Source organism: Pseudomonas carassii, from assembly GCF_036324045.1.
Taxonomy (GTDB): Bacteria; Pseudomonadota; Gammaproteobacteria; order Pseudomonadales; family Pseudomonadaceae; genus Aquipseudomonas; species Aquipseudomonas peradeniyensis.
Genome location: NZ_JAZDCT010000020.1, coordinates 31,913 through 53,839 on the forward strand (window position 1 = coordinate 31,913; position 21,927 = coordinate 53,839).

Sequence of the window (21,927 nt, forward strand, 5' to 3'; positions counted from 1 at the left end):
GGGCGCGGCGCGAGCAAAATGCTCGAAAACGTCAGACAACTGTTCGATCACGACACCACGTGCCCATGCACGTCAGTCAAGCCCCCGGACATGCCTGTTTGCGTCAGTCGCGGTCGCGCAGGTAGTCCCAATAGAAGTTCACCACCGCGAACACCACGATCACCGTGACGATCATCAGGCCGATCTGCAGATTGCTCATGGCGTTCTCCAATTAGCGATACCAGGAAATGAGGGGGTGGGTCGCACAGCGGGGCGCTCAGTCTGAGCTGGTGGCGCGACGGGACGACGCCCCCGGGCCAGACGTTTGAGCGCCAGCACCATGAGCACGCCCAGCAGCATCATCACCAGTACCAGCAAGGCATACGCCAGCCACCACGGCACGCCCGCAGTCATCATGCTGAACTCGGACATGCCGCCAATGCTGGCGATCAGGTTCAGCGGCAGGAACACCACGTTGATCAGGGTGAGCTTGCGCAAGGTCTCGTTCATCGCGTTGTTGGCCAGGTTGCCACGGGCGTCCATCAAGCCGGCGAACACCGTCGAGTAGATCTCGGCCTGCTTGTGGCACTGGTTGTTCTCGATGACCAGGTCGTCGATCAGCGCCAGCACCTCGGGGTTGAAATGGCGCTTCTCGCCATGGGCGCGCAGGCGCGAGAGCACCGCGCCATTGCTGTGGATGGCGTTGATGTAGTGGATCAGGCTCTCGCTGAGGTTGAACATCTGCATCAGGTGGTGGTTCTCCAGCGACTGCTCGAAACGTTGCTGCAGTTCGCGGGCGACCATCTTGATCACCTTCAGATGCCCCAGGTAGTGGTGCAGGTTGTCCAGCAGGATGGCCAGCAGCACATCCATCGGATCGTGCAGCGCATGGCGTTGCCCGAGGCCATCGAGCAGAGAGGCGTCCGGGGCGATCAGCACCAGGTGGCCGTCGACCATCAGCATGCCGAACGAAGACACCTGGAAGGCGAAGCTGTCTCCCCCGGTGTAGCTCTCCGGGCGCTTCCAGATCAGGAACAGGCCATCGCGGTGCAGTTCGATGCGCGACACCTCGTCCGGGTCCAGCGCCGAAGCCAGGGCATGGGCATCCAGGTGGAACCAGGCCTGCAACAGTTCACGCTCGGCGCTGTCCGGTTCGACGAACAGCAGCACCTCGCAATCGAGTCCCTCGCGCTTGCGCAACTGGCCATGGGCCAGGCTGTAGCTTTCGATCATGCCAGCACCTCGTTACCAGGCTTGCCCCCGGCGCTTCTGCTCCAGGCGGCGGATGAACTCCTCCAGCACCAGGGTGTAGAGGTCGTCGTGCAGGTAGGCGTCCTCGATGCCAGCATCAAGGTTGGGGTTGTCGTTGACCTCGATCACCACCACCCGGTCACCGACCTGCTTGAGATCGACGCCGTACAGGCCATCGCCGATCAGGTTGGCAGCCTTCACCGCCAGCTCCACCACCGCCCGAGGCGCCTCGTGCACGGCCAGGGTGCGACACTCACCGTTGACTTCGTCGCGCTGGGCCTGGTGGTTGAAGATCTGCCAGTGGCCCTTGGACATGAAGTACTGGCAGGCGAAGATCGGCTTGCGGTTGAGCACGCCGATGCGCCAGTCGTATTCGGTGTAGAGGTACTCCTGGGCCAGCAACAGCACCGAGTGCTCGAACAGTTCGGCGGTGGCGGCCTGGAGTTCGGCGGGGTCCTTGACCTTGATCACGCCCCGGGAGAAACAGCCGTCGGGAATCTTCAGCACCAACGGAAAGCCCAGCCGCTCGCCGATGCCTTCCAGCGCCTGCGGGTTGTCGCGGTAGAGGATCTCGCTGGCCGGCATGGCCAGGCGATGGCTGCGCAGCAGGTCGGTCAGGTACACCTTGTTGGTACAACGCAGGATCGACGCCGGGTCGTCCATCACCACCAGCCCTTCGCTCTCGGCCTTCTTGGCGAAGCGGTAGGTGTGGTTGTCGACGCTGGTGGTCTCGCGGATCAACAGCGCGTCGTATTCGGCCAGGCGGGCGTAGTCCTTCTTGCCGATCAGCTCGACGTCGACCCCCAACTGGCGTCCGGCACGAATGAAGTGCTCCAGCGCCTTGGGGTTGGATGGCGGCAACGCCTCATCGGGGTCGTGGAGGATCGCCAGGTCGTAACGCGCCACCCGCCGCGAGCGGGGCTGGCGCCAGATCCGGCGGCTGAAGCCATCGAGGGCGTTGGCGAAGGGGTCCTGCTGGTCTTCACGCAACTTGTGCAGCGCGCCGGCCTTGACCCCGGCGATATGCCAGGTGCTGGTCTTGCGGAACTCCACCAGCAGGATCGGACACGGGAAACTTTCGAACAGCTGGCGGGCGATGTCCTGCAGCGGTTCCAGATCGGTACGGCCGAAATACAGGGACAGGGTGAACCCTTCGGTTTCGCCGTAGGGGTGATTGGCCAGGGCACTCTCGAGGCTGCGCGCCATGTCGTCGAGGGCCAATCCGTATAACGACTTGCGGGTCAACTCGCTGATACTTCTGACCGAAGGAATGACTTTATGGCCGCGCGCCTCGGCCAACAAGGAACAATAATAACCGTGACCTAGATACTTGTAATTACGACATAGGTTTATTACCTGGACACGCTTGCCGTTATCAGCCTCGCGTGGCTCCTCCAGGTACTCCTGGGCCGTCACGACGTCCTCGCTGGGCAGGTACGAAGCCCAGTCCTCACGCCGTTCCACGATGATCACCAGCTGACTTGACTTGTTATCCAGGGTCAGTGGATAAATAACACCAGTTGTACTTGAGTGTGAACTTTCCCCGGGCCAGCCAGGTAAGGGTTCCTGAAACGATGACATGTTTGAAGCCCTGTGTTGGGTAGACACGGTTTCTATTAAGCACGAAGTTTTTCGAATGTCCCGTTTCATTACGCAACTTTTACGGCGGCCCTATGCACATCGAATTTCGCCTGGCAACTGTTGACGACCTGCCGGACCTGCTGGCACTGGAGAACCAGTGCTTCGCCCTCGACCGGCTGACCCCGCGCAGCTTTCGCTGGATGCTGTCCCACGCCAATGCCAGCCTGCTGGTGGCGCAACGCGACGGCCAGCTGATGGGCTATGCGTTGCTGCTGTTCCACCGCGGCACCTCGCTGGCCAGACTGTATTCCATCGCCATTGCCGAACAGGCACGTGGCCATGGCCTTGGCGCCCGACTGCTGGAACAGGCCGAACGCTGCGCCCTGGAGCACGAGCGCGCCTACCTGCGTCTTGAGGTGCGCACCGACAATCCCAAGGCCATTGCCCTGTACGAACGCCATGGCTACCGGCGCTTCGCCCAGGTCGACGACTACTACGAGGACCACACCAGCGCCCTGCGTTACGAGAAGCGCATCCTCCAGCACCCGACGGGCGAGGCGCGACCGGTCCCCTACTACGCCCAGACCACCGACTTCACCTGCGGCCCGGCCTGCTTGCTGATGGCCATGGCCGCCCTGCGACCGCAGCGCCCGCCGAGCCGTCGCGAGGAACTGCGCCTGTGGCGCGAGGCGACCACTGTGTTCATGACCTCCGGCCACGGCGGCTGCAGCCCCCATGGCCTGGCCCTGGCCGCCTGGCGCCGGGGCTTTCGCGTCAGGCTGCTGCTCAATACCGAAGGGCCGCTGTTTCTCGATGGCGTGCGCCAGCCCGGCAAGAAGGAGGTCATGCGCCTGGTCCATGAGGACTTCTGCGCCGAGCTGCAGGACAGCGACGTGGTCATCGCGCGGCAGGCGCCCAACCTGCCCCGGGTGCTGGCCGAAGGCGGCCTGGCGCTGGTGCTGATCAGCAACTACCGGCTGACCGGCAGCAAGGCGCCGCACTGGGTGCTGGTCACCGCCTGCGACGACGACTTCGTCTACCTGCACGACCCCGACACCGACCACGCCCGCCACCGACAGGCGCTGGACTGTCAGCACCTGCCGGTCAGCCACCAGGAGTTCCAACGCATGAGCCTGTTCGGCGGGCAAAAGTTGCGAGCGGCGGTGGTGCTGTTCGATCGGGAGGTAAGTGGGGCGTAACGCAATCTGAGCTTCAACGCCCTCCACTTCGACCAGACGTGGGGAGGTAGCCCGGGCAACTGTCATTTTTACCAGTTTCACGGGCTTTTACGCACTGATAGTTTGACTGCCATCAGCTTGAGCACCACAGGTCGCTTTCATCCAGGCTTTCCCACTACCAGGGTACTCGCCATGACAAACACCTTGCTGGCCACAGACCGCCTGCAAAGCCCGCTCTTGATGCGGCAAGCGGAAAAGCCCACCGGCATAAACTATGGTCCCTACGGTGATCGCACCCCGCGAGCCAATACGCCTGTATCGGGCTTCACTGGGCAGCCCTGTGAACAGCATCTGAGTTGGTACCTACTGGGCAATGGGCACAGGACCTACAACCCCATGATCATGCGGTTTCACTCGCCTGACGGGCTGAGCCCGTTTGGCCGAGGAGGGTTGAATACTTATGCGTATTGTCATGGAGATCCAATCAATTTCCATGATCGAAGCGGGCGCACAAAGGGCAACTTGTACCAGGGCAGAGTTGGGCCTATCGTGTCATCAATGGTAGACCAGGTGCCGGGCTGGGTTCCGTCAGCAATCACCAACGGTGCAAATATAGCGGGGGCTTCTCAACCTGCGTTAACAATCGGAGTTCATGCTGTCGCTGACAAGATTAAAGGCACTAACAACGTTGACCTGAAAGATCCCAAGACAATCGCAACTGCTATCAGCTCAACTGGTGCGGGTATTAGCGCCGTCGGTGAAGCTTTAGGATATCCAACGAGTCTTGCTACCGCCATATTTAACGGCATAGTGATAGCCATAGGGGTCCATGATACAGCTGACACCCTCAGTGTCCCCAACCAAGCAGCATTACAAAATACTCCCGAAGCAATGCCTATGACCCAGCTAGACCACACTGTTGTTGGTGGCCTTGAAACTGATGAAGCGGGTCATCCGTATCAGCCTCTCTCGATCAACCTTGGCCATCAAAGACTAAGAACACCGCATGCCATTATTCAACAGCAAAATGCAGAAATAAACGTACTCAGGCGACGAATCCGTCAACTAGAATCAAAAAACTAAGCGTTTCCGCTAGTAACAATGTCGTAAATTTAAAGACAGCCCTGGACTCTTTGACTATGGAGACATGACATCCGCCAGCACAAACAATTACAACATTCGCTCAGTACGATAGCTAATATCGAATACCTCACCCCTAATTGCAGAAAAGGCCATGGCAATCTCCCTGAGCGAGCCCACCTATAAGCTGGTTGAACACTACCGAGACGACCCGCTTCTACGCGCCGAGCTAAACGCCCTCACCCGCCAGACCTATGGCTTCGACTTCGAAGCCTGGTACCAGGCCGGTTTCTGGCAAGCCGACAACCAGCCGTGCTCACTGGTTAGCAACGGGAAGATGCTGGCCAACGCCTCGGCCAACCTGCTCGACTTCACCCTCGATGGCCAGCACCTGCGTTGCGTCCAGATCGGTACGGTAATGACCGCGCCGCAGGCACGGGGCCGTGGCTACAGCCGCTACCTGATGGAAGTGCTGATGGAACGCTGGGCAGGCCAGTGCGACCTGCTGTACCTGTTCGCCAACAGCACCGTACTCGATCTCTATCCCAAGTTCGGATTTCGCCGAGTGGTCGAACACGAGTACTACCAGCCCTGGTCGGCGCAACCACGGGCCACGACCTTCCACCCGGTGAACATGGATGATGGCGAACAACGTCAACGCTTCATCGATGCGGTGGAAAAGAGTTGTCCACAGGCGCGTTTGAGCCTGGTGCCGAATGTGCCGCTGACGATGTTCTATTGCGATGGGCCATACCGGGAGGCCGTGTTCCATTCCTCAGCGCACGAGGCCTATGTGGTGATGGAACAGGATGGCGAGCGGATGGTGCTGGTGGACGTGTTCTGCGAACGCGAACTGGCGCTGGCCGATGTGCTGGCCGAACTGGTCACGTCAACTACCCGGGAGGTGGTGCTAGGGTTTGCGCCGCTGAACAGCGAGGGCTTCGCGGCGCGGGTTGTGGATAACGATGATGCGCTGTTCGTCTGGGGGGCGGCACCTACCCGTGTCGATGGGCAGGTGCTGATGCTTCCATTGCTCTCCCATACCTGAGTCGCGAAGCAGGCCTGCTCCCACGTCACCAGGTCAGGCAGATCTTGCCGAAATGCCTGTTGCTCTCCTGGTACTTGAAGGCCTCGACCATCTGTTCCAGCTCGAAATGCTTGTCCACCACCGGCCGCAGGCCATTGGCGTCGATGGCGCGGACCATCGCCTGCTGCTGCGCGCGACTGCCCACCAGCACGCCCTGCAGGCGGATCTGCCGCACCAGCGCCTGCACCAGCGGCAACTGCCCGGCCACGCCGGTGAGGATGCCGATCAGCGACACATGCCCGCCGATACGCGCGGCGATCATCGACTGCTCCAGCGTGGCCGGGCCACCGACTTCGATCACATGGTCCACGCCGCGTCCGCCGGTCAGTGCACGGACCTTTTCGCCCCAGGCGGGCGTGGTCTTGTAGTTGATCAGGTGATCCGCGCCGAGCGCCTTGAGACGCTCCAGCTTGGCGTCGCTGGATGAGGTGGCGATAACCGTGGCGCCAGCCAGCTTGGCGAATTGCAGGGCGAAGATCGACACGCCACCGGTGCCCTGCACCAGCACGCTGTCGCCGGGTTTGAGGTGGTCATCGCTCATCAGGGCGCGCCAGGCAGTGAGGCCGGCGGTGGTCAGGGTCGCCGACTCGGCATGGCTGTAGCCCTTGGGTGCGAGGGTGAAGGACGTGGCCCGGGCGGTCACCTGTTCACGGGCATAGCCGTCGATGCCGTCGCCCGGCACGCTGGCAAAGCCCTCGACCTGGGCCTGCCCATCGAGCCAGTCGGGGAAGAAGGTGCTGACCACCGTATCACCGACCTGGAACTCGCTGACCCCGGCGCCCACCGCAATCACCTCGCCAGCGCCGTCGGCCATGGGGATGCGCCGCTCGCTCGGCCCCCACATGCCGCTGACCACGGCGAAATCGTGATAGTTGAGGGAACTGGCGTGCAGGCGCACGGTGATCTCGCCGGCCTTGGGCGCGGAGGTTTCGCAGGTGCCGACCTGGACCTTGTCGTAGCCGCCGCCGGGCAGGACGTAAAGGGCCTTGGTGCTCATGGGTGGGGTCTCCATCGGGGGAAAAGGTGCAGTGCAGCTTAGACAGGTCTGGGTGATCGCGGGGCAAGCCCGCTCCCACGATGGTAAGCACACGTGGGAGCGGGCTTGCCCCGCGACAGGGCCGTCAGCCCAGCAACGCCCTCAGCGCCCGGCAATCGGCCGCATGCCAGTCGGCCAGCTGCGGCCATGGGTTGTCCGGCAGGTTGACCAATACGGTGCGGGTGCCTGCGGCCCGGCCACAGTCGAGGTCGAAGCGGTAGTCACCGACAATCACCATTTCAGCTGGGCTCACGCCCCAGGCCCGGGCGATCTGCAGCAGCCCGTCAGGGCTGGGCTTGGGCGCCGCCTCGTCGCGCCCGAGGATGTGCTCGACCGGGAAGCAGTCGGCCAGGCCGATGGCCTCGAGGGTGACATGGGCCAGTTCGCGGGCATTGCGGGTGAGGATGGCCAGCCGGCAGTCGCGCCCGGCCAGCTCACGCACCAGCTCCACCGCGCCGTCAGCAGCCTTGGAGGCGATCGCCAGGTCGCGCTCGTGCTCCAGCAGCCAGGCATGCTTGGCCGCCGCTTCCGTCGCCGGCAAGGCGGCCAGGTGGGTGAGGATGTCGTGGTCCGACGGAATGTCGAGCGCCTCGCGGATGGCCGCGAAGTCATGCACGGCAACCGTCAGGGTGCCATCCATGTCGAACACCCAGTGGCGAATGTCACCCAGGCTCATGCCCAGTCCTTGCGATGGCGGATCAGGCCTTCCTGGGTGGACGAGGCCACCAACTGCCCGGCGCGGTTGAAGATGCTGCCACGGCAGAAACCGCGGGCGTTGCCGGCCCAGGGGCTATCGGTGGCGTACAGCAGCCACTCGTCGGCGCGCAGGTCACGGTGGAACCACAGCGAATGGTCGAGGCTGGCGATCTGCATGTCCTTGCGCCACACCGACTTGCCATGGGGCAGCAAGGATGTGGTCAGCAGGCCGAAGTCCGAGGCATAGGCCAGCAGGTACTTGTGCAGCGCCGGGATGTCCGGGAGGTTGCCGTCGGCACGGAACCAGGCGTACTTGATCGGCTCGCCCGGCTTGGGATCGAACGGATCACGCTCGGTGATCGGGCGGATCTCGATGGGCTTGGCGCACAGTACTTTTTCGCGAATGCGCTCGGGCAGTTTGTCGGCCATGGCGCTGGCCAGCTCGACTTCGCTGGGCAGGTTCTCCGGGCCGACCACGTCAGGCATCTGCGCCTGGTGCTCGAAACCGTCTTCGTCGTACTGGAACGAGGCGCTGCAGGTGAAGATCGGCTGGCCCTTCTGGATCGCCGTGACCCGCCGGGTGCTGAAGCTGCCGCCATCGCGCACGCGGTCCACCGAATAGACCACCGGCATGCTGGCATCGCCCGGACGCAGGAAGTAACCGTGCAGCGAATGCACGTGGCGCGCGTCCTCGACCGTCTGGCTGGCCGCCGACAGCGACTGGCCGAGCACCTGGCCACCGTACAGCTGGCGGAAGCCCAGGTCCTGGCTGCGTCCGCGGAACAGGTTCTCCTCGATGGACTCGAGGCTCAGCAAGTCGACCAGATCGTCGAGTACGTGACTCATGGGGTTCTCCTGGCAAGGCAATACGGCGCGGTTATACCGGCGAATGATACAGGGTTTTGCCGTTCGTCCCGTCGTACGAATGGCGACCTATTCAGCCGCGCAGGTTCTGTTGCCAGCGCTCGCGGTCGATGCGGTACAGCACATGGGGGCGCAGCGGATCACCGGCGGGCAGGCGCGGGTGCTCGAAGCTGCCCGCCAGGTCCTGGACCATGCCGATGGCCTGCATCACCTTCTGCGACGGCAGGTTGCCCTCGGTGGTGAACGACACCACCTCGTCCAGGTGCAACTGGGCGAAGGCACAGCGCAGGCAGGCCCAGGCCGCCTCGCTGGCGAAGCCCAGCCCCCAGTGGCGCCGGGCCAGGCGCCAGCCGATCTCCACCGCCGGGCCGAACGGGGCGTCGAAGTTGACGTTGAGCAGGCCGGTCATGCCGATGAAGGCACCGCTGTCCTTGCGCTCCAGGGCCCACAGGCCGAAGCCGTACTCGTTGAAATGGCCACGGATCCGGCCGATCAGCGCCGCCGCCTCGACCCGGGTCATCGGCGCGGGGAAATAGCGCATCACCTGTGGGTCGGCGCACAGGGCGGCGAACTCGCGCAGGTCATCGTCCTGCCATTGGCGCAACACCAGGCGCGGGCTTTCCAGTTCGAGAATGGGGGTCATCGGCACGGCTCCGAAATCACGGTCTGGCAGTGTACAGCGTAGGTCGCGCGCATCGGCCAGCCGATGCTTTTTTCACATCGGCTTCACCGCCCCCCGACAGGCCGCTCCGCACAATGCCGGCTCTACCGCGGCCTTCGTCGACGCCGCACTGCCATCGGAGTGACGCATGCACCCCAGCAACACCCTGCACAACCCGGCCCTGCTGGCCCACCGCAAACGCCGCCGCTCGCGCACCACGGTCGGCGCCGCCATCGGCCTGCTCCTGGCACTGGTCGGGGCCAGCAGCTGGCTAGCGACGAGGACGCACATCGTGAACCTTGGCAACGAGCAACAGTTGAGCGACAGCGGCCTGCTGCAGGACTGGAAGGAAGGCGCGGTGATCGTGATGATTCGCCACGCCGAACGCTGCGACAGTGCCCCGGGACCGTGCCTGGACGATCCGACCGGCATCACCCTGTCCGGCAGCCAGGCGGCGCAACGGGTCGGTCAGGGCCTGCGGCAACTGGGGCTGGCCGGCGCCGACCTGCTCAGCAGCCCGAAGTTGCGCACCCGCCAGACCGCGCACTTCATCCTCGGTCAGGCCGTGACCAGCGAAGACTGGCTGGAGCGCTGCGACCACCCGTTCCCGGCCGAGGCCATGGCCCGCAAGCGGCCCGGGCACAACCTGGTGCTGGTGACCCACAACGGTTGCATCGATCACTTCGCCCGCCAGCAACATGTGCCGGGCGGCGAGCGTGAGAGCGGTTATGCCAGCGCACTGTTCGTGTCGGTGGATGGCAGCGGCAAGGCACGGATCCTTGGGCGGATGAACGAGCCGGACTGGCAACGGGTGCTGGCGTCCGCAGGTCAATGACTGCATGGCAGTACCGGCCCTTTCGCGGCGACCCGACTTGCCCCGCGATTGCGTTGGCACCGACACCACCAATGCTGGCAAGATCGGTGCTCGCCCCCATCACGCCGACACCATGCCCCTGCCGCTGATCTACCACGACGACTACAGCCCCGAGTTCCCCCCGGACCATCGCTTCCCGATGGACAAGTTCCGCCTGTTGCGCAATCACCTGGTGGACAGCGGCCTGACTACCGACGCCGCCCTGCTGCGCCCGGAGATCTGCCCCAACGACATCCTCGCCCTGGCCCATGATCGCGACTACATCGAGCGCTACATGAACGGCGAACTGTCCCGCGAGGACCAGCGCCGCCTCGGCCTGCCCTGGAGCGAAGCCCTGGCCCGGCGCACTGTGCGCGCCGTGGGCGGTTCGCTGCTGACCGCCGAGCAGGCGCTGCAACACGGCATTGCCTGCCACCTGGCCGGCGGCACCCATCACGCCCACTACGATCACCCGGCCGGTTTCTGCATCTTCAACGACCTGGCGGTGATCAGCCGCTACCTGCTGGAGGCCGGTCGCGTGCACCGGGTGCTGATCTTCGACTGCGACGTACACCAGGGCGATGGCACCGCGCGCATGCTCCACGACACCCCGGAAGCGATCACCGTGTCGCTGCACTGCGAGCAGAACTTCCCAGCGCGCAAGGCCCAGAGCGACTGGGACATCCCCCTGCCCCGCGGCATGCACGACGACGCCTACCTCAAGGTGGTCGAAGACGCGCTGAATTACCTGCTGCCGTTGTACCAGCCCGACCTGGTGCTGTACGACGCCGGCGTCGATGTGCACAAGGACGATGCCCTGGGCTACCTGAACCTGACCGACGCAGGCCTGGCCGCCCGCGACGAGCACGTGTTGCGCCAGTGCCTGGGCCGCGACATCCCGGTGGTGGGCGTGATCGGTGGCGGCTACAGCAAGGACCGCGAAGCCCTGGCCAGGCGCCACGGCATCCTCCACCACAGCGCGGCGCGGGTACTCGGTTGTTCACAATGACTGTGGAACCGCTTGTGGATAACCTGCGGGAAAGCCGCTCCAGCCCTTTAACTGCCTGAGCTGCAAAGAGTTGGTCGTTTTTTGAGCAGTGTCGTGGCCGGCCCCGCTGAGGTAGAATGCGCGGTCTTTTCCACAGCCTGTCGCCCGCCATGAACGATCCCCGCCCCGCCTCCCGCCCCCTCGTCGCCGTGATCGGCGGCGGCCCCGCCGGCCTGATGGCCGCCGAGACCCTGGCTCGGCGCGGGATGGCGGTAGAAGTGTTCGACGCCATGCCTTCGGTGGGCCGCAAGTTCCTGCTGGCCGGCGTCGGCGGCATGAACATCACCCATTCCGAGCCCTACCCCGCCTTCGTCGGCCGATACGGCGCACGCCAGGGCGAGATCGACACGCTGCTGCGCGACTTCGATGGCGAGGCCCTGCGCCAGTGGATTCACGGCCTGGGCATCGAAACCTTCGTCGGTACCTCGGGCCGCGTGTTCCCTCGCGACATGAAGGCCGCGCCGCTGCTGCGCGCCTGGCTCAAGCGCCTGCGCGAGGCCGGCGTGGTTATCCACACCCGGCACCGCTGGCTGGGCTGGACAGCCGAAGGCGCCCTGCGGATGAGTTATCCACAAGGCGAGCTGCAGGTACGGGCCGACGCCGTGGTGCTGGCCCTGGGTGGCGCCAGCTGGGCGCGCCTGGGCTCGGACGGCGCCTGGGTGCCGCTGCTGGCCGAACGGGGTGTGGATATCTCTGCGCTGCGGGCGAGCAACTGCGGTTTCGAGGTCGAGGGCTGGAGCGCGCTGCTCAAGGACAAGTTCGCCGGCGCCCCGCTGAAGAACATCGCACTCGGCATGCCCGGCACCGCGTCGCGCAAAGGCGAATTCATCCTCACCGCTCAAGGGGTGGAGGGCAGCCTGGTATATGCCTGGTCGGCGGCGCTGCGTGAAGCGATCGACCGCGACGGGCGGGCGACGCTGCTGCTCGACCTGCTGCCGGACCGGCCTGTGGACAAGATTGCCCAGGCCCTGGCCAAGCCCAGGGGATCGCGCTCGATGGCCAAGCACCTGCATGGCCAGCTCGGGATCGACGGGGTGAAGGCGGCGTTGTTGCGCGAGCTGACCGACCAGGCGACCTTTGCCGACCCCGAGCGTCTGGCGGCGGCGGTCAAGGCATTGCCGATCACGCTGGTGCGTACCCGCCCGCTGGATGAGGCGATCAGCAGTGCTGGTGGCGTGCGCTTCGAAGGGTTGGATGAGGGGCTGATGGCGCGCAACCTGCCTGGGGTGTTCTGCGCGGGGGAGATGCTGGATTGGGAAGCGCCGACGGGTGGGTACCTGCTGACGGCGTGTTTTGCCAGTGGACTGCGGGCCGGGAGCGCGGCGGCGGATTGGCTGGCGCGCATTGGCTGAGATTGCCGGGGCTGCTTTGCAGCCCTTTCGCGGCACAAGGCCGCTCCTACAGAGATCCACGCATCACCCTGTAGGAGCGGCCTTGTGCCGCGAAAGGGCCACAAAGCGGCCCCAAAAATCTCAAGGCTTGCGCTTGCCCGGCTTGCCACCAAAGCTCGGCACCTTGCGCACCGCCTTGACCGCCGGTGCCGAAGCCCCCGCCTCCTCGCTCTCCATCCAGCGCCCCAGGCCACGCTTGGCGCTGTTCTCTTTCGGCTTCTTGGGTTTCTTGGGCTTCTTCAGCACCTGGCCACTGGCATCGGTCATCGGCACCCGGTGATCGGGGATGAAGTCCGGCTCCTCATGGCGCGGCAGCACCTGGCGGATCAGCGTCTCGATCGACGCCAGCAGTTGCACCTCGTCGGCGCACACCAGCGAGATCGCCTCGCCCTTGTTGCCCGCGCGACCGGTGCGACCGATACGGTGCACATAGTCCTCTGCGACGATCGGCAGGTCGAGGTTGACCACCAGCGGCAAGTCATCGATGTCCAGACCGCGGGCGGCCACATCGGTGGCCACCAGCACCTGGACTTCACGCGCCTTGAAGGTGTCCAGGGCACGCTGGCGGGTGGCCTGCGGACGGTCGCCGTGGATACCGTCGGCGTTCACGCCCTCGGCCAGCAGACGCTCGACCAGCTGGTCCACGCCATTGCGAGTCTTGGCGAACACCAGCACCTGCTTCCAGCGCTGCTTGCGCAGCAGGTGGCAAAACAGGTCGGCCTTGCGCTTCTTGTCCACCGGCACCAGCCATTGCTTGACCGTGTTGGCAGCGGCATTGCGCGGGCTGACTTCGATGCTCAGCGGGTCGTTCAGCGCCAGGCCCGCGAGCATACGGATCTGGTCGGAGAAGGTGGCAGAGAACAGCAGCGTCTGACGCTTGCGTGGTAACGCCGCGTACACCGCTTGCAGCTCCTCGGCGAAGCCCAGGTCGAGCATGCGGTCGGCTTCGTCGAGCACCAGGGTCTGCACCTGACCGAACTTGATGGCGTTCTGGCGGAACAGGTCGAGCAGACGGCCCGGGGTGGCCACCAGCAGGTCAACGCCGCGGCGCAGGCGCATCATCTGTGGGTTGATGCTGACACCGCCATATACCGCGTAGGTGGACAGCGGCAGGTTCTCGGCGTACTCGCGCACATTGGCGTGAACCTGCTCGGCCAGCTCGCGGGTCGGCACCAGCACCAGCGCGCGCACCGAGTTGCTGGCGACCTTCTCCCCTTCCAGCGCCAGGCGCTGCAGCACCGGCAGGGCGAAGCCGGCGGTCTTGCCGGTGCCGGTCTGGGCGGCGGCCATCAGGTCGCGGCCGGCGAGCACCGCAGGGATGGCCTTGGCCTGGACCGGGGTGGGCGTGGTGTAGTCCAGCGTCTGCAGAGTGCGCAGCAGCGGTTCGATCAGGCCGAGTTGGGCGAAATTCATGGCAATACCGTCAGGGGGTTCAGCGAAGGCGGCAAGTTTACCGCAACGCCCTGCCCTACTTGCACATTTCGCCTTTTAGCGGCACAGGTTGCTCCGGTGCCTTACGCCACTGCGGCAGGCCGATCAGCACCACCGCGCCGATGATCACCGCCATGGCCACGCACTCCTCGGCGCCGATCTGCTCGCCGGCGAAGACGATCCCCAGCAACACCGCCACCGCCGGGTTGACGTAGGCATAGCTGGTGGCCGCCGCCGGGCGAACGTGCTTGAGCAGGTACATGTAGGAACTGAACGCCAGGATCGAGCCGAAGAACACCAGGTAGGCCAGCGCGCCCCAACCGGCGGCGGTGGGCATCTGGGTCAGGCGCTCGCCGCTGACGGCGCTGCCGATCAGCAGCGCGGCGCCGCCCACCAGCATTTCCGCGGCACTGGCCATCGCCCCCTGGGGCAGCGGCAGGCTCTTGCTCCACACCGAACCGAAGGCCCAGGCCGCTGCGGCGAACAGGATCAGCGCCGCGCCCATGGGGCTGGCCTGCAGGTTCGAACCCATGTTGAGCATGCCGATGCCGACCAGCCCAAGGGCGATCCCCGCCCACTCAAGGCGCGAGTTGCGATGACCGAAGAACAGGCCGAACACCAGGGTGAACAGCGGTACCGTGGCCACCGCCAGCGCCGCCACACCCGAGGCGACGCCAGCGTGCTCGGCCAGGGTCACCCCGCCGTTGCCGCAACTGAGCAGCAGGAAACCGATCGCCCCTGCCGCGCGCCACTGGGGCCAGGTCGGCGCCGGCACGCCGCGCCAGCGCAGGAAGCCATACAGCAGGCTGCCGGCAATCACGAACCGCACCCCGGCCATCAGCATCGGCGGCCAGGACTCCACGCCGATGCGAATGAACAGGTAGGTCGAGCCCCAGACCAGGTACAGGGCGAGAAAGGCGCCGACAAGCAACAACGGGAAGCGACGGGAGGAGGACATGGCAAGGGCTCGAATTCCGTTTACGGGTGGCTTAGTTTAGAAAGGCCCATGCCTAAACTTAAGTTACAAAACACGTTTAAAACACCGAAACACTTTGTAATGCATGGTTGTGCAGCGCCTTTCCAATCGATTGCAAAGTCCACAGGAGTCATCATGGACAAGTACGACCGCATGCTCCTCGCCGCCCTGCTGGAAAACGGCCGGGCCACCTACGCGCAGCTGGCGCGCCAGGTCAATCTCTCGGCCCCGGCGGTGGCCGAGCGGGTGGCCAAGCTGGAAGCCAGCGGGGTGATCAGCGGCTACACGGCCAAGGTCGACCTGGAGAAAATCGGCCTGCCGATCCAGTGCGTGATGGAACTGCGCTTGGCCAGCCATGGCAATCAGCAGGCCTACGAGGCTTTGGAGAAGATCCCCGAACTCACCGAATGCCATCGGGTGACCGGCGACCCGTGCGTGATCATGCAGGCGGCCGTCACTTCGATGGGCGAGCTGGAGGCGCTGATCAACCGCGTGTCGCAGCTGGGCTTCACCAAGACGTCGATCATCCTATCGAGCGCGGTGGCGCGACGGGTGCCGCTGGGGCATCTGGAGGGCAACGGTAAAAAAGGTTGAGGCGACAGCGTGGGGCGGGCCAACATTGTAATCGCGGGGCAAGCCCGCTCCCACGTACCGCTCCAAGCCGGAACAGGTGAACAGGTCAGTGGCGCAACAGCAGCTTGCCTTCGATGGGGACATAGCGGCTTGCCGCGCGGATCAGCGCCAGGGCCGTCAGGCCGGGGACACCGTAGACCACCGTTTCGACACCATGGCGTTGCATCGCCCGCTCCAGCAGCAAGTCGAAATCACCGTCGCCCGAGGCCAGCACCACCTGGTCGACCCGCGCCGCCGCCTCGATGACATCGAGGGTGATGCCCACGTCCCAGTCGCCCTTGGCCGAGCCATCGGCGCGCTGGATGAAGGGCTTGAGGCGTACCTCGAATCCAAGGTTACGCAGGATCTGCTGGAACTGCTGCTGCTTGCTGTCGCCACGGTCGATGGCATAGGCCACCGCTTCGACGATCTGGCCTTCACGACTGACCTCGGCCCACAGCGCGGCGTAGTTGAAATGGCAGCCATGGCCTTGGCGAACCGTGTAGTAGAGGTTCTGCACATCGGCGAACAGCGCGATTTTCTTCACCTGAAGCCTCTCTCTGGCAGTGGCAAACGATCGCGGGGCAAGCCCGCTCCCACGCCGTGGTGGGAGCGGGCTTGCCCCGCTATAGGAAGCAGCAGTATGCCAGAGCCCTCAGACGTAGTCGTCGTCCGAGAAGAAGCCGCCATCGCCACCGCTGTAATCGGCATCGGCATAACCGCCCTGGTCATTGCCCCAGCCACCGTTGTCCGCCACCTGGCGCTGGCTGTCCTGGTCGTTCCAGCCGCCAGCGTCACTGGCCGGCGCCGACTCTTCCTTGATCACCTCGACGATTTCTTCAGGCTGCGAATGATGGTTGAACAGGCTGCTGATGCCCTGGGCCAGCAACACGCCACCGGCCACACCCGCAGCGGTCTGCATGGCACCGCCGAGGAAGCTGCTGGCGCCGCTGCGCGCCGGGGCGGGCGCCGCGCCGAAGCCCTGCTGCTGTGGTGGCGGGGCGTAGGCCTGGGGCGCCGGCTCGCGCCAGCCTCCCGAGGAAGTCGGCGGCGGCGCGACCGGGCGCTGCGGCTCTGGATTGCGGGCTCCCGCGCCGAAGATGCTGGAGAGGAAACCACCGCCACCGCTGGGTCGGCTCGCATCCCGTTGTGCGCGAGCCTGGCGCAGTTCGGCCTCGAGCTGCTTGTTCTGTTCGTCCAGGCGCTTGATCGCCGCCTCCTGGACCAGGATCGCCTGGGCCATGTAGTACGGCGCCGCCGGCTGCTGGCGCAGGTGTTCCTCGATGTGCGCCTGGGCCTGGGCATCGCGCGGCTGGGCCGGGTCCTCGGCTTGCTTGAGACGGCCGAACAGGCCATCGATCAGGGTTTGTTCTTCAGTGTTCATCGGGGCAACCTCGTGCGCTGAACAGGACATCGGACAGCGTCAAAGATGGAGGCCCGGGCTTGGCGATTCAATTGTCCGGGCCATGAAACTTTTTTCAGCAAGCGGGCCGACTGGGCTAAAGTTACGCCCTGCTTTTTCTGCCATGCGATGTTGACCGATGAATCCGCTGAGCGTTCTGCGCGACTCCCTGTACTTCTTCCGCCGTCACCTGACGAGCATCCTCCAGCTGTGCCTGCCCTTGGTGGTACTCGAGGCCCTCGGCACCCAGCTGCTCTACAGCCAGCTGGGCGAGCAAGCCTCGCCGGCCTACGGCATGCTCGTCAGCCTGCTGTTCTACCCGCTGTACAGCGCCGCGCTGATCCTCTACCTCGACACCCGCAGCAACGGCCAGGATATCGCCAAGCGCGCCTTGTTCGCCCGCGCCCTGCAGTTGTGGCCGATGCTGGCCCTGCTGATCGTGATCAGTTCGCTGCTGATCATGGCGGGCCTGGCGCTGTTCATCTTCCCCGGCGTGTGGATCATGGTGAACCTGGTGTTCGCCGAGTACCTGCTGGTGCTGCGCGGCCTGCCGGTGATCGAGTCGATGCGCACCAGCGCGCGCATGACCACCGGCCACTTCATGCGCATCATGGTCTGCATGCTGTCGGTGCTGGCGCCGCTGTGGCTGATCGACGGCCTGCTGCTGCAGCTGTTCCCCGAGCCGCAGGCTGGCGTGCAACTGGCCCTGGACAGCCTCAGCGGCTTCCTGCAGCTGTTCAGCACCGTGGTGCTGTACCGCCTGTTCATGCTGCTCGAGGGTGAAGCCGGCGCCTGAGGCCGGCATTCCCAGAACCAACCCAGGCGTCAGGCTTTCCTCGGCTTGGCCCTGGCCGTGGCTTCCGCCACCAGTGGATCGTCCGGCCAGTAGTGCTTGGGATAACGCCCTTTCAGGTCCTTCTTCACCTCGGCATAGGTGGTCCGCCAGAAGTTGGCCAGGTCCTGGGTCACCTGCACCGGCCGGCGCGCCGGTGACAGCAGGTGCAGCTTGACCTGCTGGCGCCCATTGGCGATGCGCGGGGTGTCGGCCAGGCCGAACAGTTCCTGCAGGCGCACGGCGAGGATCGGTGGTTGCTCGCTGTAGTCCAGGCGAATGCTGGAACCTGAAGGCACGGTCAGGTGTGATGGCGCCAGCTCGTCCAGGCGCTGGGGCAGCGGCCAGGGCAGCAGGTTGCGCAGCATCGAGGGCAGGTCGAGACTGGCGAAGTGGCTCAGGCGCGATACCTTGCCTAGATAGGGTTGCAACCAGTCTTCCAGGCTGACGAGCAAGGCGTCGTCACCTAGGTCGGGCCACTCGCTGTGGCCGTCCTTTTCCAGATCCAGCTGGCGCAGCAGCGCGACGCGGGCCTGCCACTGGCGCAGTTCCGGGGTCCAGGTCAGCAGGTTCAGGCCCTTGCGCCGCACCAACCCCAGCAATGCCCTGGCCCGCGCATCGTCATCCAGCCCCGGTAACGGTTCGCGACTGAGCACCAGTTCGCCGACCTTGCGCTGGCGCTCGGCGCGCAGCACCTGTTCACGTTCGTCCCAGTCGAGCAGGTCGAGCTGCTCCACCTGCTCGGCCAGCACACCGTCGAACAGCGCCGGATCGAACTCGGCGGCCAGGTAGATGCGTTCCTCACGCTGCCCCTGACGGCTGCCCAGGTCGGCGATCACCAGCCACGGGCTTTTCATCAGTGCATCGGCTTCGGCGAACAGCGCCGCCCGGCCATTGGCCAAACGATACTCTGCACCGCCTTCGCGGCGCTGCTGCGCCACCCGGTCGGGGTAGGCCAGCGCCAGCACCGCGCCCAGCCAGCGGGAATGATCCGGGTCGGCGACCGGACTGCACGGCTTGCCGCGCAACTGGCCGCGGTACTGCCGGGCCAGTTGCCGGGCGCGCTGTACGCCGCCTTGCCCGCCACGGGAGGCGCGGCTTTCACCGCTGAGCAGGGCCAGCCGGTTGTGCAGGTCGGCACCGCCACCGCGCAGGATGTCACGCTCGCCTAGCAACGCGGCGACATCGCAGGCCATGTCGGCCAATCCGAGGTCCTGGCCGCGCAGCAGCAGGTGGGCGATGCGCGGATGCGCAGGCAGCTCGGCCATGGCCTGGCCATGAACGCTCAGGTTGTCCCGGCAGCCGGGCTTGAAGGCACCGAGCCGGGCCAGCAGGTCCTGAGCCTGGCCGTAGGCAGCGACCGGTGGCTGGTCGAGCCAGCTGAGCTGCTCCGGCGGCACGCCCCAGCGCGCCAGTTGCAGGGCCAGCCCGGCCAAGTCGGCCTGGAGGATCTCGGCGCTGCCATGAGCCGCCAGCTGGTCGTGCTGCGCCTCGGACCACAGTCGATAGCACACGCCGGGCTCGAGGCGCCCGGCACGCCCGGCACGCTGGGTGGCACTGGCGCGGGAAATGCGCTGGGTGTCCAGGCGGGTCATGCCGCTGCCGGGATCGAAGCGCGGCACCCGTGCCAGGCCTGCGTCGATCACCACGCGCACGCCGTCGATGGTCAGGCTGGTTTCGGCGATATTGGTGGCCAGCACCACCTTGCGCTGGCCCTTGGGCGCAGGCTCGATGGCGGCGCGCTGGGCGTTCAGGTCAAGTTCGCCGTGCAGCGGGCAGAGCAGGATGTCCGGACGCTCGCCCACGGCCTCCTGCAGGGCCTGATGCACACGGCGGATCTCGGCCTGCCCGGGGAGGAACGCCAGCAGGCTGCCGGACTCGTCGGCCAGGGCCTGGAGCACGCAGTCGACCACGCGCGGCTCGACGAACTCGCCAGGCTGCCAGGGCCGGCTCCAACGGATATCCACCGGATGCATGCGCCCCTGGCTGCTGATGATCGGCGCCTCGTCGAGCAGGCGTGACAACCGCTCACCCTCCAGCGTCGCCGACATCAGCAGGATCTTCAGAGGCGGCTCGTCCCGCAGCAGCGCCCGGCCGTTGAGACTCAGGGCCAGGGCCAGGTCAGCATCCAGGCTGCGTTCGTGGAACTCGTCGAAGATCAGCAGCCCCACCCCCTCCAGCGCAGGATCCCCCTGCAGGCGACGGGTAAGGATGCCCTCGGTGACCACCTCGATGCGCGTGCTCGGGCCGACCTTGCTGTCCAGGCGGATGCGGTAGCCCACGGTTTCGCCGACCTTCTCGCCCAGTTCGCTGGCCAGGCGCTCAGCGGCGGCGCGGGCGGCCAGGCGCCGGGGCTCGAGCATGAGAATGGTCTGTCCTTGCAGCCAAGGCTCAGCAAGCAGGGCCAGCGGCACGCGGGTGGTCTTGCCGGCACCGGGAGGCGCCTCGAGCACCGCTTCGTCACGTTCGGCCAGGGCCTGGCGCAGGTCGGACAGTACGGCATCGATCGGTAATGAAATCATGGTGGTCCTCGAACAATCGACCGAGTATAACGGCGAACCGAGGCTGCCCTATCATGGTCTTAACCTCAGGCGCGGACGATTGCCGCGCCCTTGTTTGTCGTTATCTTCCGGAGATTCACATGCGCATCCCTTCCCGCGTCATCGGTGGCGCCCTCATCGCCACCCTGCTGACTCAGCTGACGGCCTGCGGCACCCTGTTCTACCCCGACCGTCGTGGCCAGATCGAAGGCAAGATCGACCCCGTGGTCGCGGCCATGGACGCCATCGGTATCCTGTTCTACGTGATTCCCGGCCTGATCGCCTTCGGCATCGACTTCGCCACCGGCGCCATCTACTACCCCGGCGGCAAGAACGTGCAGATCGACCCGGCCAAGCTCAAGCCGGCGATCAATGCCGACGGCCAGGTCGACAGGACCAAGCTGCAGGCTATCCTGGAGAGCGAACTGGGCCAGCGCCTGCCGCTGAACGACCCGCGGCTGATCCAGCACCGCGGCAGCGTCGAGCAACTGGCCAGCTACGGCCTGGTACCCGCGGCCTGACCTGATCCGGACGATCCCCTGCGCATGACCGCCACCGCCGAACACCAACGCCTGCTGCGCCTGGCCACCCGCGCCTCGCTGAGCGTCGCCTGCATCCTGGTGCTGAGCAAGGCCGTGGCCTGGTGGCTGAGCGGCTCGGTAAGCCTGCTGGCCGGGCTGACCGACTCGGCGCTGGATGCCGCCGCCTCCTTCCTCAACCTGCTGGCGGTGCATTACGCCCTGCGCCCGGCCGATGACGACCACCGTTTCGGCCATGGCAAGGCCGAAGCCCTGGCCGGCATGGCCCAGGCGTTGTTCATCGGGGTCAGCGCGGTGCTGATCGGGGTGCAGGCGGTGGAGCGGTTGAAGTCGCCGGAACCTCTGGGCGACCCCGCCGCCGGCATCGCGGTAATGCTGCTGTCATTGGCGCTGACCGTGGCGCTGCTGGCGTTCCAGCGCAAGGTCATCCGCCTGACCGGCTCCACCGCCGTGCGCGCGGACTCGCTGCACTACCGCTCCGACCTGCTGCTCAACGCCAGCATCCTGCTGGCGCTGCTGCTGGCCCGCTTCGGCTGGCCGCAGCTCGACGCCCTGTTCGGCCTGGGGATTGCCCTGTACATCCTGTGGAGCGCGCTACAGATCGCCCGCGAGAGCACGGCGATCCTGATGGACAAGGAGCTGCCTGCCGATATCGGCGAGCGCATGCTCGAAGTGGTGCTGGCGATCCCCGGGGTGAAGGGGGTGCATGACCTGCGCACGCGGGTATCCGGCAGCCAGTGGTTCGTGCAACTGCATCTGGAGCTGCCCGGCGACATGCCGCTGCATGCCGCCCATGAGCTGTGCGTGCAGGCCTCGCAGGTCATTCGCCAGCGCTATCCACGGGCCGATGTGATGGTCCACGCCGACCCGGTGTAGCCTGTTATCGCGAA

General features: G+C 65.5%; 21 protein-coding genes and 1 pseudogene. 11 read left to right on the forward strand and 11 right to left on the reverse strand.

All coding sequences use genetic code 11. The features are described from left to right. Positions 1–195 precede the first annotated feature (195 nt). Both V0R62_RS15845 and V0R62_RS15850 read right to left on the reverse strand, forming a co-directional pair. Complete coding sequence (locus tag V0R62_RS15845) at positions 196–1,212, reverse strand: magnesium transporter CorA family protein (RefSeq protein WP_330104431.1); 1,017 nt, start codon at positions 1,210–1,212, stop codon at positions 196–198. A gap of 12 nt (positions 1,213–1,224) precedes the next feature. After that, the gene (locus tag V0R62_RS15850; protein ID WP_330104432.1) at positions 1,225–2,811 is read right to left on the reverse strand and encodes a RimK family protein; all 1,587 of its coding nucleotides are present in this window, start codon (positions 2,809–2,811) and stop codon (positions 1,225–1,227) included. Positions 2,812–2,903: 92 nt separating this feature from the next. Between V0R62_RS15850 and V0R62_RS15855 the strand changes: the two genes are divergently transcribed. The 4 genes and pseudogenes from V0R62_RS15855 to V0R62_RS15870 all read left to right on the forward strand — a co-directional run bounded on the left by V0R62_RS15855 (position 2,904) and on the right by V0R62_RS15870 (position 6,117). Next, a complete protein-coding gene (locus V0R62_RS15855; protein WP_330104433.1) occupies positions 2,904–4,010 on the forward strand; it encodes a peptidase C39 family protein in 1,107 nt (368 codons plus the stop codon). A gap of 219 nt (positions 4,011–4,229) precedes the next feature. Next, positions 4,230–4,484: pseudogene (locus V0R62_RS15860) on the forward strand (RHS repeat-associated core domain-containing protein); the annotation flags it as partial. A 63-nt stretch (positions 4,485–4,547) separates the two neighbouring features. Next, positions 4,548–5,072 carry a hypothetical protein gene (locus V0R62_RS15865; RefSeq protein ID WP_330104472.1) on the forward strand — a complete coding sequence of 175 codons (525 nt, stop codon included), beginning with the start codon at positions 4,548–4,550 and terminating at the stop codon, positions 5,070–5,072. A gap of 151 nt (positions 5,073–5,223) precedes the next feature. After that, complete coding sequence (locus V0R62_RS15870; RefSeq protein ID WP_330104434.1) at positions 5,224–6,117, forward strand: GNAT family N-acetyltransferase; 894 nt, start codon at positions 5,224–5,226, stop codon at positions 6,115–6,117. Positions 6,118–6,142: 25 nt separating this feature from the next. On the opposite strand, the gene V0R62_RS15875 is transcribed toward V0R62_RS15870, so the two are convergent. From V0R62_RS15875 to V0R62_RS15890, 4 genes are all read right to left on the reverse strand, one after another. Further along, a complete protein-coding gene (locus tag V0R62_RS15875) occupies positions 6,143–7,153 on the reverse strand; it encodes a zinc-dependent alcohol dehydrogenase family protein (protein ID WP_330104435.1) in 1,011 nt (336 codons plus the stop codon). Positions 7,154–7,277: 124 nt separating this feature from the next. Further along, positions 7,278–7,868 carry an HAD family hydrolase gene (locus V0R62_RS15880; protein ID WP_330104436.1) on the reverse strand — a complete coding sequence of 197 codons (591 nt, stop codon included), beginning with the start codon at positions 7,866–7,868 and terminating at the stop codon, positions 7,278–7,280. Further along, the gene (gene tesB, locus V0R62_RS15885; RefSeq protein ID WP_050707021.1) at positions 7,865–8,734 is read right to left on the reverse strand and encodes an acyl-CoA thioesterase II; all 870 of its coding nucleotides are present in this window, start codon (positions 8,732–8,734) and stop codon (positions 7,865–7,867) included. The genes V0R62_RS15880 and tesB overlap by 4 nt, the downstream gene beginning before the upstream one ends. A gap of 91 nt (positions 8,735–8,825) precedes the next feature. Continuing rightward, entirely contained in the window at positions 8,826–9,395 is a 570-nt protein-coding gene (locus V0R62_RS15890) for a GNAT family N-acetyltransferase (RefSeq protein WP_330104437.1), read from the reverse strand. Positions 9,396–9,561: 166 nt separating this feature from the next. On the opposite strand from V0R62_RS15890, the gene pmrG reads away from it, so the two are divergent. The 3 genes from pmrG (at position 9,562) to V0R62_RS15905 (ending at position 12,666) form a co-directional block, all read left to right on the forward strand. Further along, positions 9,562–10,248, forward strand: a complete 687-nt coding sequence (gene pmrG / locus V0R62_RS15895; protein ID WP_330104438.1) for a lipopolysaccharide core heptose(II)-phosphate phosphatase PmrG — start codon at positions 9,562–9,564, stop codon at positions 10,246–10,248. A gap of 112 nt (positions 10,249–10,360) precedes the next feature. Continuing rightward, positions 10,361–11,275 (forward strand): histone deacetylase family protein, encoded by a 915-nt coding sequence (locus tag V0R62_RS15900; RefSeq protein WP_330104471.1) that lies wholly within the window; start codon positions 10,361–10,363, stop codon positions 11,273–11,275. Positions 11,276–11,424: 149 nt separating this feature from the next. After that, positions 11,425–12,666 (forward strand): TIGR03862 family flavoprotein, encoded by a 1,242-nt coding sequence (locus V0R62_RS15905; RefSeq protein ID WP_330104439.1) that lies wholly within the window; start codon positions 11,425–11,427, stop codon positions 12,664–12,666. Between the two features lie 120 nt (positions 12,667–12,786). On the opposite strand, the gene V0R62_RS15910 is transcribed toward V0R62_RS15905, so the two are convergent. Then, positions 12,787–14,118, reverse strand: a complete 1,332-nt coding sequence (locus tag V0R62_RS15910; RefSeq protein ID WP_330104440.1) for a DEAD/DEAH box helicase — start codon at positions 14,116–14,118, stop codon at positions 12,787–12,789. Positions 14,119–14,173: 55 nt separating this feature from the next. Beyond that, the gene (yedA, locus tag V0R62_RS15915) at positions 14,174–15,094 is read right to left on the reverse strand and encodes a drug/metabolite exporter YedA (protein ID WP_330104441.1); all 921 of its coding nucleotides are present in this window, start codon (positions 15,092–15,094) and stop codon (positions 14,174–14,176) included. Positions 15,095–15,247: 153 nt separating this feature from the next. On the opposite strand from yedA, the gene V0R62_RS15920 reads away from it, so the two are divergent. Beyond that, positions 15,248–15,706: an Lrp/AsnC family transcriptional regulator gene (locus tag V0R62_RS15920; protein ID WP_186714246.1), complete on the forward strand. Its 459-nt coding sequence runs from the start codon at positions 15,248–15,250 to the stop codon at positions 15,704–15,706. 85 nt (positions 15,707–15,791) lie between these two features. On the opposite strand, the gene V0R62_RS15925 is transcribed toward V0R62_RS15920, so the two are convergent. Both V0R62_RS15925 and V0R62_RS15930 read right to left on the reverse strand, forming a co-directional pair. After that, positions 15,792–16,271, reverse strand: coding sequence for an NYN domain-containing protein (locus V0R62_RS15925; RefSeq protein ID WP_186734492.1), 480 nt, complete (start codon positions 16,269–16,271; stop codon positions 15,792–15,794). Positions 16,272–16,379: 108 nt separating this feature from the next. Next, positions 16,380–17,108 (reverse strand): DUF2076 domain-containing protein, encoded by a 729-nt coding sequence (locus V0R62_RS15930; protein ID WP_330104442.1) that lies wholly within the window; start codon positions 17,106–17,108, stop codon positions 16,380–16,382. 157 nt (positions 17,109–17,265) lie between these two features. Between V0R62_RS15930 and V0R62_RS15935 the strand changes: the two genes are divergently transcribed. Then, positions 17,266–17,922: a YciC family protein gene (locus V0R62_RS15935; protein WP_330104443.1), complete on the forward strand. Its 657-nt coding sequence runs from the start codon at positions 17,266–17,268 to the stop codon at positions 17,920–17,922. Between the two features lie 29 nt (positions 17,923–17,951). Here V0R62_RS15935 and hrpB read toward each other — a convergent pair whose 3' ends face one another. After that, positions 17,952–20,480, reverse strand: coding sequence for an ATP-dependent helicase HrpB (gene hrpB, locus V0R62_RS15940; protein ID WP_330104444.1), 2,529 nt, complete (start codon positions 20,478–20,480; stop codon positions 17,952–17,954). Between the two features lie 119 nt (positions 20,481–20,599). Here hrpB and V0R62_RS15945 point away from each other — a divergent pair, with 119 nt between their 5' ends. Further along, positions 20,600–21,019 carry a polyribonucleotide nucleotidyltransferase gene (locus tag V0R62_RS15945; protein ID WP_330104445.1) on the forward strand — a complete coding sequence of 140 codons (420 nt, stop codon included), beginning with the start codon at positions 20,600–20,602 and terminating at the stop codon, positions 21,017–21,019. A 24-nt stretch (positions 21,020–21,043) separates the two neighbouring features. After that, positions 21,044–21,913, forward strand: a complete 870-nt coding sequence (locus V0R62_RS15950) for a cation diffusion facilitator family transporter (RefSeq protein WP_330104446.1) — start codon at positions 21,044–21,046, stop codon at positions 21,911–21,913. The last annotated feature ends 14 nt before the right edge of the window (positions 21,914–21,927 follow it).